The sequence below is a fragment of the Nocardia coffeae genome, assembly GCF_019890715.1.
Taxonomy (GTDB): Bacteria; Actinomycetota; Actinomycetes; order Mycobacteriales; family Mycobacteriaceae; genus Nocardia; species Nocardia jiangxiensis.
The window spans coordinates 24,797-41,546 of sequence record NZ_JAINZY010000011.1 but is presented as its reverse complement, the minus strand read 5'-3'; the positions used below and the strand labels follow the sequence as shown (position 1 = coordinate 41,546).

The 16,750-nt window shown below is 69.8% G+C and carries 12 protein-coding genes; 7 read left to right on the top strand and 5 right to left on the bottom strand.

Annotation, left to right across the window (positions count from 1 at the left end):
• Positions 1-10 precede the first annotated feature (10 nt).
• The 4 genes from K7711_RS32540 to K7711_RS32525 all read right to left on the bottom strand — a co-directional run bounded on the left by K7711_RS32540 (position 11) and on the right by K7711_RS32525 (position 4,698).
• On the bottom strand, positions 11-850 hold the full coding sequence (locus K7711_RS32540; RefSeq protein WP_235748166.1) for a heme ABC transporter ATP-binding protein: 840 nt from the start codon (positions 848-850) through the stop codon (positions 11-13).
• Positions 851-926: 76 nt separating this feature from the next.
• The gene (locus tag K7711_RS32535; protein ID WP_308015070.1) at positions 927-1,949 is read right to left on the bottom strand and encodes a FecCD family ABC transporter permease; all 1,023 of its coding nucleotides are present in this window, start codon (positions 1,947-1,949) and stop codon (positions 927-929) included.
• A 581-nt stretch (positions 1,950-2,530) separates the two neighbouring features.
• Positions 2,531-3,592, bottom strand: a complete 1,062-nt coding sequence (locus K7711_RS32530; protein ID WP_222974176.1) for a heme/hemin ABC transporter substrate-binding protein — start codon at positions 3,590-3,592, stop codon at positions 2,531-2,533.
• A gap of 146 nt (positions 3,593-3,738) precedes the next feature.
• Positions 3,739-4,698, bottom strand: coding sequence for an aldo/keto reductase (locus tag K7711_RS32525; protein ID WP_222974583.1), 960 nt, complete (start codon positions 4,696-4,698; stop codon positions 3,739-3,741).
• Between the two features lie 292 nt (positions 4,699-4,990).
• On the opposite strand from K7711_RS32525, the gene K7711_RS32520 reads away from it, so the two are divergent.
• From K7711_RS32520 to K7711_RS32495, 6 genes are all read left to right on the top strand, one after another.
• Positions 4,991-5,767, top strand: coding sequence for a histidine phosphatase family protein (locus tag K7711_RS32520; protein WP_222974174.1), 777 nt, complete (start codon positions 4,991-4,993; stop codon positions 5,765-5,767).
• Between the two features lie 29 nt (positions 5,768-5,796).
• Positions 5,797-6,381: a DUF3090 domain-containing protein gene (locus K7711_RS32515; RefSeq protein ID WP_040822467.1), complete on the top strand. Its 585-nt coding sequence runs from the start codon at positions 5,797-5,799 to the stop codon at positions 6,379-6,381.
• Between the two features lie 3 nt (positions 6,382-6,384).
• Entirely contained in the window at positions 6,385-7,224 is an 840-nt protein-coding gene (locus tag K7711_RS32510) for an SCO1664 family protein (protein WP_308015052.1), read from the top strand.
• Between the two features lie 158 nt (positions 7,225-7,382).
• Entirely contained in the window at positions 7,383-8,621 is a 1,239-nt protein-coding gene (mshC, locus tag K7711_RS32505) for a cysteine--1-D-myo-inosityl 2-amino-2-deoxy-alpha-D-glucopyranoside ligase (RefSeq protein ID WP_222974172.1), read from the top strand.
• A 417-nt stretch (positions 8,622-9,038) separates the two neighbouring features.
• Entirely contained in the window at positions 9,039-12,017 is a 2,979-nt protein-coding gene (locus K7711_RS32500; protein WP_222974170.1) for a crotonase/enoyl-CoA hydratase family protein, read from the top strand.
• A 55-nt stretch (positions 12,018-12,072) separates the two neighbouring features.
• Positions 12,073-12,825, top strand: coding sequence for a class I SAM-dependent methyltransferase (locus tag K7711_RS32495; protein ID WP_222974168.1), 753 nt, complete (start codon positions 12,073-12,075; stop codon positions 12,823-12,825).
• A 235-nt stretch (positions 12,826-13,060) separates the two neighbouring features.
• On the opposite strand, the gene K7711_RS32490 is transcribed toward K7711_RS32495, so the two are convergent.
• On the bottom strand, positions 13,061-15,052 hold the full coding sequence (locus K7711_RS32490; RefSeq protein WP_372460213.1) for an APC family permease: 1,992 nt from the start codon (positions 15,050-15,052) through the stop codon (positions 13,061-13,063).
• A gap of 415 nt (positions 15,053-15,467) precedes the next feature.
• Here K7711_RS32490 and K7711_RS32485 point away from each other — a divergent pair, with 415 nt between their 5' ends.
• Positions 15,468-16,736: an MFS transporter gene (locus tag K7711_RS32485; RefSeq protein WP_222974578.1), complete on the top strand. Its 1,269-nt coding sequence runs from the start codon at positions 15,468-15,470 to the stop codon at positions 16,734-16,736.
• Positions 16,737-16,750: the final 14 nt, after the last annotated feature.

The following is a 16,750-nucleotide window of genomic DNA, read 5'->3' as shown; positions in this document are numbered from 1 at the left end:
ATTTCGCGTGTCAGCGCCGCAGCGGCAGCACCAGTTGCGCGCCGGTCACCGGATGGTCGATGACCTCCACCGGATGCTGATAGACGCGGGTGAGCAGGTCGGTGGTCAGCACCTCCCGGGGCGGACCGGCGGCGGCCAGGCGACCGTCCCGCAATACCGCGACGCTGTCGGCGTAGGCCGCGGCGATACCGAGATCGTGCAGCACCACCACGACCGCGGCTCCCGCGGCCGCGCGCGCCCGAGCCAGTTGCAGCACCGCCTCCTGATGTCCCAGATCCAGTGCGGCGGTGGGCTCGTCGAGCAGCAGGGTGGTGGTGTGCTGGGCCAGCACGCGCGCCAGCGCGACGCGCGCGCGTTCGCCGCCGGACAGCGCCGGGAACGGGCGTTGGGCCAGGTGCGTGACATCGGTGGCGGCCATCGCCGCATCCACGGCCTCCAGGTCCTGGTCCTGGCGTGGGGTGCGCGCCCACGGGGCACGGCCCATGGTGACGACCTCGCGGGCGGTGAACGGGAATCCGACGTTGTGCGTCTGCGGCAGCACCGCGCGACGGCGCGCCATATCCACCACGGCCCAGTGTGCGAGTTCGCGGCCGTCGAGTTCGACTGTGCCGGTGGCGAGTTCGAGTTCGCCGGCAAGGGCTGCGAGCAGTGTGGACTTGCCCGCACCGTTCGGCCCGACCAGCGCCAGGATCCGCCCGGCGACCACCTCGAGGTCCACGTGGTCCAGCACCCGCCGCCCGGCGCCGCGGTCCACGCTCACCTTCCGCGCCCGCAACGTCACCGTGCCCGGGGGCGGATCGTCCGGGATGCGGTGCGATCGCGCCAGAACCCGGGTGACCGCCCGTGACATCCCGCTCATCGGCACTCCTTCCACACCCTGCTCGCCTCGCCGGGCTGCGGTTCCGGATGGCTTGGCATCGCGCGGCTCACGCCCAGCCTCCCGAGCGGGCGCGGGTGCGGCGCAGCAGCCAGAAGAAGAACGGGCCGCCGACCAGCGAGGTGAGCATGCCCAGCGGCAGGTCCGCGTTGGCGACCAGATCGCGGGCGCCGATATCGGCGGCCAGCAGCACCACCGCGCCCAGGATCGCCGAGAGCGGGATCAGCACCCGATGCGCCGGGCCGACGAGCATGCGCACCACGTGCGGCACGATCAGCCCGACGAACAGGATGATGCCGGTGAACGCCACTCCCGCGGTGGCCAGCACCGCCACCACCAGAACGACGTTGCGCCGCAACCGTTCCACATCCACCCCGAGATGCCGTGCGGCGGCCTCGCCGAGCGCGAGCAGATCCAGCCGCGGAGCCATCAGGATCGCGGCCAGCACACCCGCGGCGGTCAGCGGCGCGACCACGGCCACCGACTGCCAGGTCGCGCCGTTGAGGCTGCCCAACTGCCAGAACACGATCTGATCGCGCGCCGCGTTCGAGGCGGTGAACAGCAGGAACGACATCAACCCACCGGCGAATGCGTTGACCGCCACACCGGTCAGCACCAACGTCACGGTCTCGGTGCGCCCCCCCGACCGCGAGAGCAGATACACCAACAGCGTCGTGCCCAGCCCGGCCACGAACGCACCCGCGGCCACCGACCACGCCGCGGCGAACGCGCCTCCGACCACGATCACCACTCCCGCACCGACCGCCGCACCCGCCGACACCCCGATCACGCCCGGTTCGGCCAGCGGATTGGCGAACACCCCCTGCAACAACGCACCCGCTGTCGCCAACGCCGCTCCCACCAGCAACGCCAGCACCACCCGCGGGAAACGCACCTGCAGCAACGTCACCTGTCCGGCCGGATGATGCGGCAACGGCCCCCAATCCAGCCCGACCTGATGGAACACCGTCCCGGCGACCTCCCACGGCGTCGTGGGCACCTGCCCGATCGCCGCGGACACCAACGCCAACCCCACCAACAGCGCAATCGACACCACGAACGCGATCGTCACCCGCGAGCGCCGCCCCCGCCGCGGCGCGGGACCGCTGCCGCCCTCACCAGGGGGCGCGGATTCGACCGCGACGGCCTGCTCTCGCTGCCTCGCCGCATCAACCGACTCCAACGGCTTCGATTCCGCTGCGGCTGCACTGTTTTCCCCCGACGCGGCCGCTGGTTCATCACCGGCCGGGTCCGGCTCGATCGAGCCAGGATCGATGCCGGTGCGGTCGGATGGCGCAGCTTCGGCTTCGAGACCATTCGAATCCTGCTGCGCGTGAGCATCGTCGCGCGGTGGTGTTGCCGCAGACGCCGTTGCGCGCTCTGCTGGGCGGGTTTGCGGGCCCATCGTGGTGTCGGCGGTGCGGTCTGCGCCCGAGGGTACTGCGCTGCGGTGGGGTGCGGTCTGTGCCTGCTCGCCGCCGCGGGCTGTGTGCGGATCCGGTGTGCCGGTGCGGGATTCACCATTGCTCGGGATTCGATGCGCTGGTTGCAACGCTGCATCGACTGCCGTCGCGGGATCCTCGGGCGGCGAGGGGGTGTCGATCTCGCTGTTGGTGGGACGGGTCGGTGGAATGCCTTGCGGGGTGGGCTCGCTCATGCCGGGTGGGTGCCGTAGAGGGCGTGGGACAGGGCGGCGAGGATGCGGCCGGTGTTGGGGCCGAAGCTGAGCAGGACCGAGTCGGCCATATCGATGACGCGCTTGTTCCTACCGGCGTTGGTCTGCGCGACCCCGGGGACCTTGGCCAGGCCGTCCGCGCCGCCGATCGATTGCAGTCCATCGGACATGACCAGGAACGCATCGGGATTCGCGCTGATCATCGATTCGCTGGTGATCGGCACGAACGGTTCGGTGATCCCGGCGGCCTCCCCGGCGTCGGTGCCGCCCAGGGCGGTGATCAAGGCGTGCGAGCCGAATTTCGGTCCGGCCATCATGGTGATCGCGGTGCTGCGCAGATACAGGAACGCGATCTTGGGCGCCGGATTCTGTTCGGGCACAGCGGCGGTCGCGGCATCGATCTCGTGCTGGGTGCGCTGAGCCAGCGCGGTTCCGGCCTGCGGGACGCCCAGCGCGGCGGCCACGGCCTGGATCTGCGGGCCGACCCCGGCCAGGGTGCGGTCGGGGTCGAAGTAGACCACGGTGATGCCGAGCGCTTTGAGCTGATCGCGAATGGTGGGCGTGGCGCTGACGGTGTCGGTCAGGAACACCGTGGGTCGTTGCGCGGCAACGGCTTCGACGTTGATGCTGCCGCTGCCGCCCGCGACGCTGGGCACGTCCTTCGCGGCCGGGAACGCCGCGGCGGTGGAACGCCCGACCAGGTTCGCGCCCAGTCCCAGCGCCCACACGGTCTGAGCGAGGGTGCCGTACTGGTCGACCGCGACGATGCGGCTGGCATCGGTGACGGTCACCGAGGACCCGTCGAACGAGTGCACCGTCACCGGCAGCACCGGATGCGGTGCGGACCCGATCGGCACCGGGTTGGTGTCGGCCAGCGTCGCGGTGGCCGGACCGTGCTGTGTCGTGCTGCCGGTCCCGCCGGAGGACCCGCACGCGCCGAGCGTCGCGGCCATCGCGACGGTGAACACGGCCACGGCGATGCGGCGCACCGGCCGCGCGGATGCGGTGCGGGACGATCGGACCCGGACGAGGCAGCTCATGTAGGCAAGCCTAAGTGGTGCCCGCGCGGGCCGGACAACGACCCGCCATGGCACGCGGCGCACCGCACCCGATCCACCAGTGGCGCTGCACGAGGACCATCCCGCACCGCACGCATGATCGCGGGGCCGCGGTGCGCGCGGGCGGGTCAGATGCTGCTGACGTCGTCCAGGGCCGCGGCGATCGCCCGCGGCAGTTCCAGGGTTTCCGCGGCGAGCACACCGGTCAGCTGACCCATGTCGCGCGCGCCCACGATCAGCGAGGCGACCGCGGGCCGGTCGCGCACCCAGGCCAGCGCCACGGCCAGCGGGGAGGTGCCCAGACCGTCGGCAGCGGTGATCAGCGCGTCCACCACCCGGTCGGAGTGTTCGTCGAGGCGGTCGCGGATCTGCGCACCGCTGATCTCGTCCGCGCCGCGCGAATCCGCGGGCACCCCGTCCCGGTATTTGCCGGTCAGGATGCCCCAGGCCAGCGGTGTGGTGGCGATGAGCCCGACGCCGTGATGTTGCGCGGCGGGCACGATGTCGTGTTCGGCACCACGCGCGAGCAGCGAGTACGGGGTCTGCGCGACGGTGATCGGCGCGGTGCCCGCCATGGTCGCCAGCTGCCAGGCGTCCAGGCCGCGCACCCCGCCGTAGCGGACCTTGCCCGACTGCACCGCGTCCTGGACGGTGGCGGTGATCTCGTCCAACGGAGTGTGCGGATCCCACGCGGCCACACTCCAGATGTCGAGATGGTCGGTGTCCAGTGCGGTGAGGGTCTGCTCGAGCTGGCGCAGCAGGGTGCGCCGCGAGGCGTCCACCCGCCAGCGCGGCTCCGCGGCGGTCGCCCCGTCCGGATCGGTGACCGGCACCGGGGTGATCCCGGCGCATCCGCTGATCACCAGATCGTGCCGGGGCACCAGTTCCCCGATCAACTCACCCAGGATGCGTTGCGCCGCGCCGCCCCCGTAGGCGGGGGAGGTGTCCAGCAGCGTGCCACCGGCCTCGACGAACGCCACCAGCTGCACTGCCGCGTCGTCCGGATCGGTTTCCCTGCCCCAGGTGTGGGTGGCCAGGCCGATCCGGGAGACCCGCAGGCCGCTGCGCCCGACCGCCCGCTGTTCCATCACCGTGCGCATACTTCCGTCACATCCAAGAGCCTAGGGCCACAACCCGTTCGGACACGGCTAAGGCACGGCGAACCGCCGGAGTGATCGGTTCGGGGTGCCCGGTGATCGCGCGCACGCACCCCGATCGCGGGTCCGGGCGCACGGAACCGATCCGGCGAGTGACCCAGCACACTGCCCGAGCAGCGAAATCGTCGTCGCCGGAACCGGATTCGCCCTGAGCGTAATCGGGATCGGGTGCGTGTGCCGCTCGTCGCGTGGCCGAGCCGGTGCGATCGCCTAGGCTGGGGGCATGACGGTGATCCTGCTCCGGCACGGGGTGTCGACTTCGAATACGGCTCACACCCTGTCCGGGCGCACTCCCGGAGTGGAACTCACCGAACGCGGCCGCGAACAGGCTCGCGCGCTCGCGGAACGCTTGGCCCCCTTGCCGATCGAGCACATCGTGGTCTCCCCGCTGCTGCGGTGCGCCCACACGGTGGCTCCGCTGGCGGAGAAACTGGCCCTCGAGCCGGTGACCGAGGAGCGCCTGGTGGAGGTCGACTACGGCGACTGGACCGGCCGCAAGCTGGCCGATCTGGTCAAGGAACCGCTGTGGTCGGTGGTGCAGAGGCACGCGTCGGGCGCGGTGTTCCCCGGTGGGGAGGGCCTGGCCGATGTGCAGTACCGCGCGGTGGCCGCGATCCGTGAGCACGATCGGCGTTTCGCCGAGCAGCACGGCCGCGATGCGCTGTGGGTGGCGTGCACGCACGGCGATGTGATCAAATCGGTGCTCGCCGACGCCCTGGGCATCCACCTGGACGGATTCCAGCGCCTGGTGGTGGAACCGGCCTCACTCAGCGTCGTGCGGTACACACCGGCGGGCCCGTCGGTGTGGCGCAGCAACGACACCGGCACCGACCTGTCGGCGCTGGCGCCACCCCCGGAACAGCGCTCGCGCGAACCGGCGGGCCCGGTGCCCGGCGGTGAAGTCGGCCCCGGACCGGCCGCGAACGGTGGTGCTGCGGCGGGCGAGCGCACCACCGACGCGGATAATGGGAATGCGCAACGCCCCGACTCTTTGGAGTAAGTAGTGCAGTGTGGTTTCAGGAGGTGCAGATGAGCCGAGCAATCCACGTGTTTCGCACCCCCGATCGTTTCGTTGCCGGGACCGTCGGTGAACCGGGCGATCGCTCCTTCTATCTGCAGGCCGTCGAGGAACCGCGGGTGGTCAGCGTGCTGCTGGAGAAGCAGCAGGTCAAGGTGCTAGCCGATCGGATGGGTCTGCTGCTGGACGAGGTGGCGCGCCGATTCGGCGCGAGTGTGCCGCCCCAAGCGGACGACGTGAACGACACCGGGCCGTTGCAGACCCCGATCGACGCGGAATTCCGGGTCGGCACCATGGGGCTGGGCTGGGACGCGGACGCCAACGCGGTGGTGGTGGAGTTACTGGCGATCACCGAGACCGAGGTGGACGAGTCGGTGGTGCTGGACGACACCGAGGAGGGCCCCGACGCGGTACGGGTGTTCCTGACGCCCACCCAAGCCCGGGAATTCGCGCTGCGCTCCACGCGGGTGATCGCGGCCGGGCGGCCGCCGTGCCCGCTGTGCGGGGAACCGCTGTCGACGAAGGGGCATATGTGTGTGCGCACCAACGGCTATAAACGCGGCGGGATCTTCGGTGCGGCCGATCTCGAGGACTGACCGGTGAGCGCCGAGACCGGCGGGCGCGTGTGCGACCCGTTCTACGGCGGTGATCTGGCGGTGATCGGGCGGGTCAGCACCGCCAGCAATCTGACCTTGGTGTGCGAGATCGGCCCTGATGGCACGGTGCGCGAATCGGCATCCGATGCGGGTGTGCGCGTGGTGTACAAACCGGTGCGCGGGGAACGTCCGCTGTGGGACTTCCCGGACGGCACCCTCGCCGGGCGCGAGGTCGCCTCGTATCTGGTGTCCAAGGCACTGGGGTGGACGGTGATCCCCGAGACGATCCTGCGGGAGGGTCCGCTTGGTCCGGGGATGGTGCAACGCTGGGTGGAGTCCGTCGACAACCACACCGAACACGGCGACCGGCTCGATCTGGTGGATCTGGTGCCCGCCGGTGCGGTGCCGGAGAGGTTCCGGGAGGTGCTGCGCGCGGTCGACGGGGCCGGTGCGGAGGTGTCGCTGGTGCATGCGGACGATCCGCGCCTGCAACGGATGGCGGTGCTCGATGTGCTGCTGAACAACGCCGACCGCAAGGGCGGGCACGCCCTCGAAGGCCTGGACGGCACGGTGTACGGGGTCGATCACGGCATCTGCCTGCACACCGAGCCCAAGTTGCGCACGGTGCTGTGGGGATGGGCGGGTGAGACCGTGGACGAGGACCTGATCACCGACATCACCGCCTTCGTCGAGGCGCTGCCGGGCGCGATCGGTGATTCGCTGGCCGAACACATCACCGACGAGGAGATCGAGGCGCTGCTGACCCGCGGTCGGCGCTTGCGCGACGATCCGGTGATGCCGATGCCGCACACCTCACGCCCGATTCCCTGGCCCGCGTTCTGAAGATCGCCGCGCCGGTTTCGATCCGGCGAGATTGCAACGGTTGCGATCCCGCATCCGGTGCCTCGACGCAGGTGAGCACCGGTGCCCGCGGGTGTGGCGGGGCGCGGGTCCCTGGGGGTGGCGGGCACCCGGGCCGCTGAAACCTCTACTCTCGAATCATGCAGTCCTGGTCCGATATCGCTGTCCCGACCGTCCCCGGATCCGGACCGCCGTTGCGGTTGTTCGACACCGCCGACGCGCAGGTGCGCCCGGTCACCCCCGGCTCCACCGCCACGATGTACGTGTGCGGCATCACCCCCTACGACGCAACCCACTTGGGACATGCGGCTACCTACCTGACCTTCGATCTGGTCAACCGGGTGCTGCGTGATGCCGGGCACGAGGTGCACTATGTGCAGAACGTGACCGACGTGGACGATCCGCTGTTCGAACGCGCCGACCGCGACGGGGTGGACTGGCGTGAGCTGGGCAGCCGCGAGATCGCGCTGTTCCGCGAGGATATGACCGAGCTGCGGGTGCTGCCCCCGCGCGAGTACATCGGCGCGATCGAGTCGGTCGGCGAGGTCGTGGAACTGGTCGACAAACTGCTGGCCTCGGGCGCGGCGTACGTCGTGCCCGACGAGCAGTACCCGGACGTGTACTTCCGCCACGACGCCACCGAACAGTTCGGCTACGAATCCGGCTACGACCGCGCCACGATGGACCGGTTGTTCGCCGAGCGCGGCGGAGATCCCACCCGGCCCGGTAAGCACGACCCGATCGATGCGCTGCTGTGGCGTGCGGTGCGTCCGGGGGAGCCGTCGTGGCCCTCGCCGTTCGGGGAAGGCCGTCCGGGCTGGCATATCGAGTGCGCGGCAATCGCTTTGAACCGCATCGGCCCCGAGTTCGACATCCAGGGCGGGGGCAGCGACCTGATCTACCCGCATCACGAGTACTCCGCCGCACACGCCGAGGCGCTGGTGGCGGGCCGGCGCTTCGCCCGGCACTACGTGCACGCGGGCCTGATCGGCCTGGACGGGGAGAAGATGTCCAAATCGCGCGGCAACCTGGTGTTCGTCTCCCAGCTGCGCCGCACGGGCGTGGATCCCGCCGCGATCCGCCTGGGCCTGTTCGCCGGGCACTACCGGCAGGACCGCGAATGGTCCGATCAGGTTCTGGCCCAGGCACTGTCCCGGCTGGACACCTGGAAGCGCGCCGCAGCGCTGATCTCCGGCCCGGACGCCACCGACACCGTCGCGCGTCTGCGCCAGCATCTGGCCGACGACCTGGACACCCCCAAAGCACTTGCCGCAGTCGACAACTGGGCTCGCGAAGCACTCGAATACGGCGGCCCGGACAGCTCCGCGCCCGCCACGATCGCCAGCGCGGTGGACGCCCTGCTCGGCATCGGACTCTGAGTCCCCGCCTCCCACCGGGCTGGACCGACTCGCTCGGAATCCGGCCCTGCACGAGCGCTGCGAGCGACTCCGTACAGCTGTGGCCGAGCGGGCGCGCGGTCCAGTCAGGTTGCGGCCGATCTGCGGATCACCGAGGTGCCAGCGGCCTTCGGCGGGCCCACTGATCCTCTCAACCGGCTCGCAGTGCTTGCTGATCGTTCGTCAGGGCGCCCGCCACGACGTGGAGAAGGCCCAGCCAGCCGGATTCGCCCGACGTAGTGGGCGGCCGGCGTCCTCCGGTGTGCTCACTGCACGGGGCTTCGGCAAAGGCCGGCGATGCCCGAGGGTAGCCGGGGCGGGCGCGCGCGTGCACGGTCGAATAGTCTCGTACTCGATTGAGGAGATAGGACGGTGTGAGCTGTGTCCGGTGGCGATCGAATGCGTTCGGTGCGTAAACAACTGCGTGCGGGCGGAGAGTTGGCCGCGATGGTCCGCAAGAATCCGCGGATCGCTCGTGAACTGATCGCGGGAATCGTGGCGAGCCGGAACGCGCCGGCTCCCGAACCGGGCACGAACGCGCCGCCGACACCTGCCGCGCCCTCGGTCGAGGAGCGGCGTGAACGGCTGGCCCCGGCCGGATTGAGCGAATTCGCCAAGACCGCGCATGCCGACCAGCTCGTGGACGCCCCGGTGGAGACCGTGGCGGCGTATCTGCGCGACCTGAACCGCCTGGGCGACTGGTTCGTGCTGCACGGCGGCTGGCGCGGTGATCCGCCCGGCACGGTCCGCGAAGGTGCGGAGTTCACTCAGCAGGCGCAGATCATGGGCCTGCCGGTGGACATCGTGTGGACCGTCGCCGCGGCCGGGGACCGCGGATTCGAACTGCGCGGGCAGGCCCCGCAGCAGGTGCGGCTGGGCTACTGGATCACCGTGTCGGGTAACGGCGCGCAGACACTCGTGGATTTCGATGCCGGAGCGGCCGGACCGCCCGTGGAGGGCCCGTTGGGCGGATCGGTGGTCCGCAGCCTGGGCGAGGCGATGCGCGAATCCCTGGACCGCCTGCCCGCGGCGATCGCCGCGGCCGGACCCGTGGACACCGAACCCGCGCGAAAGCCCGTGCTGCACACCGCATCCGGTATCGAGCTGGATCCCTCGACCCCGGTCCTGGTGGGCGTGGGCCAAGTGGTGCAGCGCACCCCGGACCAGGAGTACGGCGACCCGGCCGAACTCGCGGTGCAGGCCCTGCGCCGCGCCGCGCAGGACACCGGCGCGGGCGAATCGGTCCTGCGCACCGCCGACGCGGTGTTCGCGGTGGCGTGCGCCTCGTGGCAGTACCGCGACCTGGGTGCGGTGGTCGCCGAACGGGTCGGGGCGGGCACGGTGGACACCGTGCAGTCCAGCACCTTCGGCGGCGACGGCGGCCAACTGGTGATCAACGAGGCCGCCGCGGCGATCGCCGCGGGCCGGTACGACCTGGTGCTGGTCACCGGCACCGAGGCCGGCGCCACCCAGGCCGCGGTCCAACGCGCCGGAATCGATCCGGGCTGGCCCGCCCAGGACCCCGCGACCACCCCGACCCGCACCGTCGGCATCGACAAACCCGCCAACAACGCCGCGGAGACCGAGGCCGGGCTGATCGCGCCGATCAACATGTACGCGCTGCTGGAATCGGCCAACCGGCATCGCCTCGGCCGCACCCCCGCCGAACACGCCGCCGCGATCTCCCGCCTGTGGTCCGGCTTCTCCGCGATCGGCGCGGCCAACGAATTCGCTTGGCAGCGTACGGAATTCACTCCGGAGCAGATCGCCACGCCCACCGCGGACAACCGCATGATCTCCACCCCCTACACCAAACTCGAATGCGCCAACCTGCAGGTCGACATGGCCAGCGGCATCATCCTGACCAGCGTCGCGGCCGCGCACGAGGCCGGAATCCCGCAGGACAAATGGGTGTTCCTGCACGCGGGCGCCTCCGGCCACGACGAATGGTTCACCAGCGAACGCGCCGAACTGGCCGCCTCCCCGGCCATCCGCACCCTCGGCGCGGCCGCGCTCTCCCACGCGGGCATCAGCGTGGACGATCTGGCGCACGTCGACCTGTACGCGTGCTTCCCGGTGGCGGTGCAGATCGCCGCACGCGAGCTGGGATTGCCGCTCGAGGACCCGAAACGCCCGCTGTCGGTGACCGGCGGACTCACCTTCGGCGGCGGCCCCGGCAACAACTACGGCGGCCACGCGGTCGCCTCGCTGGTCACCGCACTGCGCGCGGATCCGCAGTCCTACGGGCTGTCCACCTCGCTGGGCTGGTACGTCACCAAACATGCCCTGGGCATCTACTCGGCCACCCCGCCGCGCACCCCCTACCAGCATCTGACGCCGGTCATCGACAACCCGCCCGCGCGTCCGGCCCGCAGCCGATACCAGGGCCCGGCCGTGATCGAGGCCTACACCGTGCCGTTCGGCCGCGACGGCGAACCCGAAGCCGCGGTGCTGAGCCTCATCGCACCCGACGGCGCGCGGATCCTGCTGCGCAGCACCCAATCCGAGCTGATCGGTGAACTCACCGACGGGGATCTGCTCGGCCTGCCGGTGACCGTCGCGGACGGGCAGATCACCGTGGACTCCCGCGACCGCACCGAACTGCCCCCGCCGCCACCGGCTCCGGTACTGGTCGACCGCAGCGGACCGGTCACCATCATCACTCTGAACCGCCCGCAGGTGCGCAACGCGGTGAACCTGGCCACCGCCCTGGGGATCGAACGCGCCCTGGACGCGTTCGAAGCCGACCCCACCGCACAGGTCGCGATCATCACCGGCGCGGGCGGATACTTCAGCGCCGGAATGGATCTCAAGGCCGCCGCCACCGGCGAGGTGCCGATGACCGAGGGCCGCGGCCCGCTGGGCATCACCGGCAGACCGCCCACCAAACCGCTCATCGCCGCCGTGGAAGGCCCCGCCCTGGCCGGTGGCTGCGAGCTGGCGTTGTCCGCGGATCTGGTTGTCGCCGCACAGGATTCGACGTTCGGCATCCCGGAGGTCAAACGCGGCCTGGTCGCCGTCGGCGGTGGCGTGCTGCGCCTGGCGCAGCGGATCCCGCGCGCGATCGCGATGGAACTCGCGCTGACCGGCGACCCGATCACCGCCGTCCGCGCCGCGGAACTGGGCCTGGTCAACGAACTCGCCGAACCCGGGCACGCCCTGGACGCGGCCCTGGCGCTGGCCGAGCGCATCGCGGTGAACGCCCCGCTGAGCATCCAGGCCAGCAAACGCATCGTCGACGAGTCCGCCGACTGGTCCACCGAGGAGGCGTTCACCCGTCAGGGCGAACTCGCCGCACCCGCACTGTCCTCCCGGGACGCGGGCGAAGGCGTGCTGGCGTTCGCGCAGAAACGCGCCCCGGTCTGGCAGGGCCGCTGACCGCGCACACCACACGCGCAGGAACCACACAGCTACGCCCGCTAGCGTGAGTTCCATGACGGCACAGCGTGAACGGGCTACCTCCTTCGGCTCGGTCGCCCACGACTACGACCGGATGCGGCCCGGCCCGCCCGAACAGGCCCTGGACTGGCTGATCCCGCCCAGCTGCACGACCGCACTGGATCTCGCGGCCGGGACGGGACTGTTCACTCGGGCGCTGGCCGCGCGTGTGCCCGAGGTCGTCGCGGTCGAACCCGACGAGCGCATGCGCACGGTCCTGGCGCAACGCTCACCACAGGTGCGGGTGCTGGACGGGCGCGCGGAGGCGATCCCGCTGCCGGACGCGAGCGTGGACGCGGTCTTCGTCTCCGCGGCCTGGCACTGGTTCGATCATCCGGTCGCGGTCCCGGAGATCGGCCGGGTGCTGCGCGAGGGCGGCCGTCTGGGTGTGCTGCGGACCAACCGCGACCGCACCGTGGACTGGGTCTTCGAACTCGACCGCGGCCACGCCGAACAACCCCAGCCCAGCCAGGAGCATCTGGCCGGCCGATTCCGGTTCGCTCTGCCCGAGCACAGCCCGTTCGGGCAGGTGGAGACCACCTCGTTCGCCTTCACCCGCACGATGACCCTCGACGAGATCGTCGCGTGGCTCAGCACCTACAGCCAGTTCATCATCGCGGACGCCGAAGAAAAACACGCCCGCCTGACCCGCGTGCGCGAACTGCTCGAGACCCAGGCCGCGGGAGCCCCCACCCTGGACGTCCCGCTGACCTCCCAATGCTGGCGCACCGACCGCCTGCCCCGCTGACTCGCCGCGTTCCCGGCATCGAATTCGATACTGACACAACAGGTTCGGCCGCTCGCCGCGCATCCGCCCGCACCCGGCGACCTGCCCGGCTCAGCGTATCGCGCCAGAGCCGGGCGGCGGATCCGCAAACTCCTGCCCGGCTCGGCCATCGCGCTTTCCAGTTGCCGTTCCCGACCGGCGGCCTGGCGCGAAAATCGGTGCGGCGCAATGGATTTTCTGCGCGGGGGAGCGAGGCTCAGCTGTCCACGTGCACGTGCGGACGCTGATGCGGGTCGGGCACCGCGCGCCGCAGGATCTCACGAGTGACCGGCGCGACCTCACCTTCACCGACGAACAGGAACTTCAGCAGGTTCGTGATCGGATTGCCTTCGGTCCATTCGAAATACACGTGCGGGTTCAGGCCGGTGCGGTCGCGGATGGCCAGCAGGATCGCCGCGATCGAGTTCGGGATCGCCGCGGCCTCCACCGACAGGATCTTGTAGCAGTCCAGCTCCACCGCCCGCACGTGCAGATCGGTGGAGAACTCCGAGGCGTCGCGAACGATCACCTCGAGGAACAGGATCGGCGCCTGGGCGGGAATGTGGCTCTCGAGCCGCTGCTCGGCCTCCTTCTGCCGATATTCGCCCGGCTCACGATCCTCCATCCCCTCGAGATCGTGCGTGACGATGCGGATCGTGCCGCTCGAGGCGATCTTGTCGATCAGCCACGCGGCCTTGTCGTCGAAATCGACCTCGATCGCGCGCAACTCGAACGCGCGCCGCGCCCGGGAGATGAACGACACCACGATGATCGCCAGAATGAACAGCGAGGCCAGCTGCACACCTTCGGGCTTCTCGAAGATGTTCAGGATCGTGGTGTACACGAACACCGCCGAAACGATCCCGAACCCGATCATCTTGCCGACCTCGCGTTTGCGCGCGGCCGAGAGCGTCACCGCCACCGCGGCCGAAGTGATCAGCACCAGCACACCGGTGGCGTACGCGCCGCCCTGAGCATCGACGTCGGCATCGAAATACCAGGTGATCCCGAACGCGATCACCGCGAACACCAGCACCAGCGGCCGCGTGGTGCGCGCCCACTCCGGCGCCATGCCGTACCGGGGCAGATAGCGCGGCACCAGATTCAGCAGACCCGCCATCGCCGAGGCGCCCGCGAACCAGAGGATCGCGATGGTGGAGATGTCGTAGACGGTGCCGAACCCGTCACCCAGATAGTGGTGCGCCAGGTACGCCAGCGCGCGCCCGTTGGCCGAACCGCCGCTCTGGAACTCCTTGGCCGGGATCAGCACCACGGTGATGAAGCTGGTGACGATCAGGAATCCGCTCATGATCAGCGCGGCGGTGGTGAGCAGTTTGCGCGCGCCGGCGATGCGGGCCTGCGGATCATCCTCGGGCTCACCGGGTTCGCCCTTGATCTGCGGCATGACCGCGACACCGGTCTCGAAACCCGACAGGCCCAGCGCCAGTTTCGGGAACACCAGCAGCGATACGCCCACCATCGCGAAAATGCTGCCGTGCTGGGCGGTCAGCGCGTGCGTCCAGTCCACCACCAGCCCCGAGGCGGTGAACACATGCCACAGCCCGACCACCGCCACGACGACGTTCAACGCCAGATACGCCCCGACCAGCACGACCGCGGTACTGATCGCCTCGGCGAACCCCTTGAGGAAGATCGCCGCCAGCAACGCCAGCAGCACCAGCGTGATCAGCACCGAATGTCCGGTGAGCCAGTGTGGGACGAGCGGATTCTCCACGATGTGCGCCGCGCCGTCGGCCGCGGACAGCGTCATCGTGATCACGAAGTCGGTGGCCGCGAACCCCAGCAGCACCAGGATGAACAGTTTGCCGGTCCAGCGCGGCAGCACGTGGGTGAACATCGCGAGTGATCCACCGCCGTGCGGGCTCTCCCGCGCCACCCGCCGGTACACCGGCAGCGCGCCCAGCAAGGTCAATGCCACCAGCACCAGCGTGGCCATGGGGGACAGCACGCCCGCGGCGACCGCCGCGATACCCGGCTGATAGCCGAGCGTGGAGAAGTAGTCGACGCCGGTCAGGCACATCACCTTCCACCACGACCGCTGATGGGCCTCCTCGGTCTGTTTGACCATCGGCCCGGGATGGCGGGAGTACCGGTCTTCGTTCGCCCCCTCCAGCAACCAGGTTCTGAATCCGGATCCCGGCCGTTGGTCGGTCGTGGTCACGTCGTGGTCCCCCTCGGGAGCGTCCATCCGGAAAACCCGGTAACTCGGCATCGTCGGGGTCAATCTACGCGGCGCGGCGCGGCGTGTCGTGAGGGGCTGTCGCCGGATCGCACCGCGGATCGGCAGGTTTCGGGCACGCTGTCCGTCAGCGACCGTTGCTAGCCAATCGTGCCAGAATCAGCAAGTGTGACGACCATCACAAAATTGGATATAGTCACTGGTCGTCCGGTGTGCATAGCCACGTTCTCGGAGTGTCTCTCCGTTTGCCGCCGCGCCAAACCGGGTAAACGTGGCATTCGTTGCCATTCTGTAACCCGCATGGCGACATCAGTTTTCCGCACTGCGACAGCGCGGTGCTTCAACACCCACCGGGGAGAGGAGTTCGCGCGTGACAAACGGCGACTCACAACCGCAACAACGACGTTCCGTGGCCGCAGCCGCAATGGGGAACGCCACCGAGTGGTACGACTACGGCGTCTACGCCGCCACCGCCACCTACCTCACCCACGCCTTCTTCCCCGGCGCCCTCGGCACCATCGGAACCCTGCTCGGCTTCGCCATCTCCTTCGTGCTACGCCCCGTCGGCGGCATGTGGTGGGGCCCCCTCGGCGACCGCATCGGCCGCAAAGCCGTCCTGGCCGTCACCATCCTGCTCATGGCCACGGTCACCGGCCTCATCGGCGTGATCCCCAGCCACGACAGCATCGGCATCGCAGCCCCCATCCTCCTGATCGTCCTGCGCGTCATCCAGGGCTTCTCCACCGGCGGCGAATACGGCGGCGCGGCGACCTACCTCGCCGAATCCGTCGACGACAAACGCCGCGGATTCCTCGGCAGCTTCCTGGAATTCGGCACCCTCAGCGGCTTCATCGGCGGCTCGGCCATCGTGCTGCTCATGCAGGTCATGCTCGACGAGGACCAGATGCAGGCCTGGGGCTGGCGCGTCCCGTTCCTGATCGCCATCCCGCTCGGCCTGGTCGGCTGGTACCTGCGAAGCAAACTCGACGAGTCCCCGGTCTTCACCGAAGTCGCCGAACACGAGCACCCCAAGGGCGGCCTGATCAAACTGATCACCGAATACCGCCGCGAACTGCTCACCCTCGGCGGCCTGGTCATCGCCCTGAACGTCGTCAACTACACCCTGCTCGCCTACATGCCCACCTACCTGCACGGCACCATCGGCGTCAGCGACACCCAGACCACCGCCATGGTCCTGATCGGACAGCTCGTCATGGCGCTGGTGCTGCCACTGTGCGGCGGACTGTCCGACCGCATCGGCCGCCGACCCATGTGGCTGATCTCCCTGATCGGACTCGGCGTGCTGTCCATACCCATGTACTGGCTCATGGGTAAGGGAATAGGTTGGGCCATCACCGGATTCATCGTCCTGGGCCTGCTGTACGTGCCGCAGCTGTCCACGATCTCCGCGACCTTCCCCGCGATCTTCCCCACGCACGTCCGCTACGCCGGATTCGCCCTGTCCTACAACGTGTCCACCGCCCTCTTCGGCGGCACCGCGCCCCTGATCAGCCAGTGGGTCATCGACCGCACCCACTGGGACCTGTTCCCGGCCTACTTCATGGTCGGCTCCTGCGTCCTGGGCCTGGTCGCCTGGGTGTTCCTGCGCGAAACCGTCGGCGCCTCCCTGCGCGGCACCGACGTCCCGGCCAGCGGCGAAATCCCCGTCGTACAAAAGGAAAAAACCGCCTGAACCCACTCGGCCGG

What these genes read in the sequence shown, in the direction of transcription:
- K7711_RS32540 (WP_235748166.1), bottom strand. Translation starts at nt 850, where the DNA reads ATGTCACGGGCGGTCACCCGGGTTCTGGCGCGATCGCACCGCATCCCG.
- K7711_RS32530 (WP_222974176.1), bottom strand. Translation starts at nt 3,592, where the DNA reads ATGAGCTGCCTCGTCCGGGTCCGATCGTCCCGCACCGCATCCGCGCGG.
- K7711_RS32525 (WP_222974583.1), bottom strand. Translation starts at nt 4,698, where the DNA reads ATGGAACAGCGGGCGGTCGGGCGCAGCGGCCTGCGGGTCTCCCGGATC.
- K7711_RS32520 (WP_222974174.1), top strand. Translation starts at nt 4,991, where the DNA reads ATGACGGTGATCCTGCTCCGGCACGGGGTGTCGACTTCGAATACGGCT.
- K7711_RS32515 (WP_040822467.1), top strand. Translation starts at nt 5,797, where the DNA reads ATGAGCCGAGCAATCCACGTGTTTCGCACCCCCGATCGTTTCGTTGCC.
- mshC (WP_222974172.1), top strand. Translation starts at nt 7,383, where the DNA reads ATGCAGTCCTGGTCCGATATCGCTGTCCCGACCGTCCCCGGATCCGGA.
- K7711_RS32500 (WP_222974170.1), top strand. Translation starts at nt 9,039, where the DNA reads ATGCGTTCGGTGCGTAAACAACTGCGTGCGGGCGGAGAGTTGGCCGCG.
- K7711_RS32495 (WP_222974168.1), top strand. Translation starts at nt 12,073, where the DNA reads ATGACGGCACAGCGTGAACGGGCTACCTCCTTCGGCTCGGTCGCCCAC.
- K7711_RS32490 (WP_372460213.1), bottom strand. Translation starts at nt 15,052, where the DNA reads ATGGACGCTCCCGAGGGGGACCACGACGTGACCACGACCGACCAACGG.
- K7711_RS32485 (WP_222974578.1), top strand. Translation starts at nt 15,468, where the DNA reads ATGGGGAACGCCACCGAGTGGTACGACTACGGCGTCTACGCCGCCACC.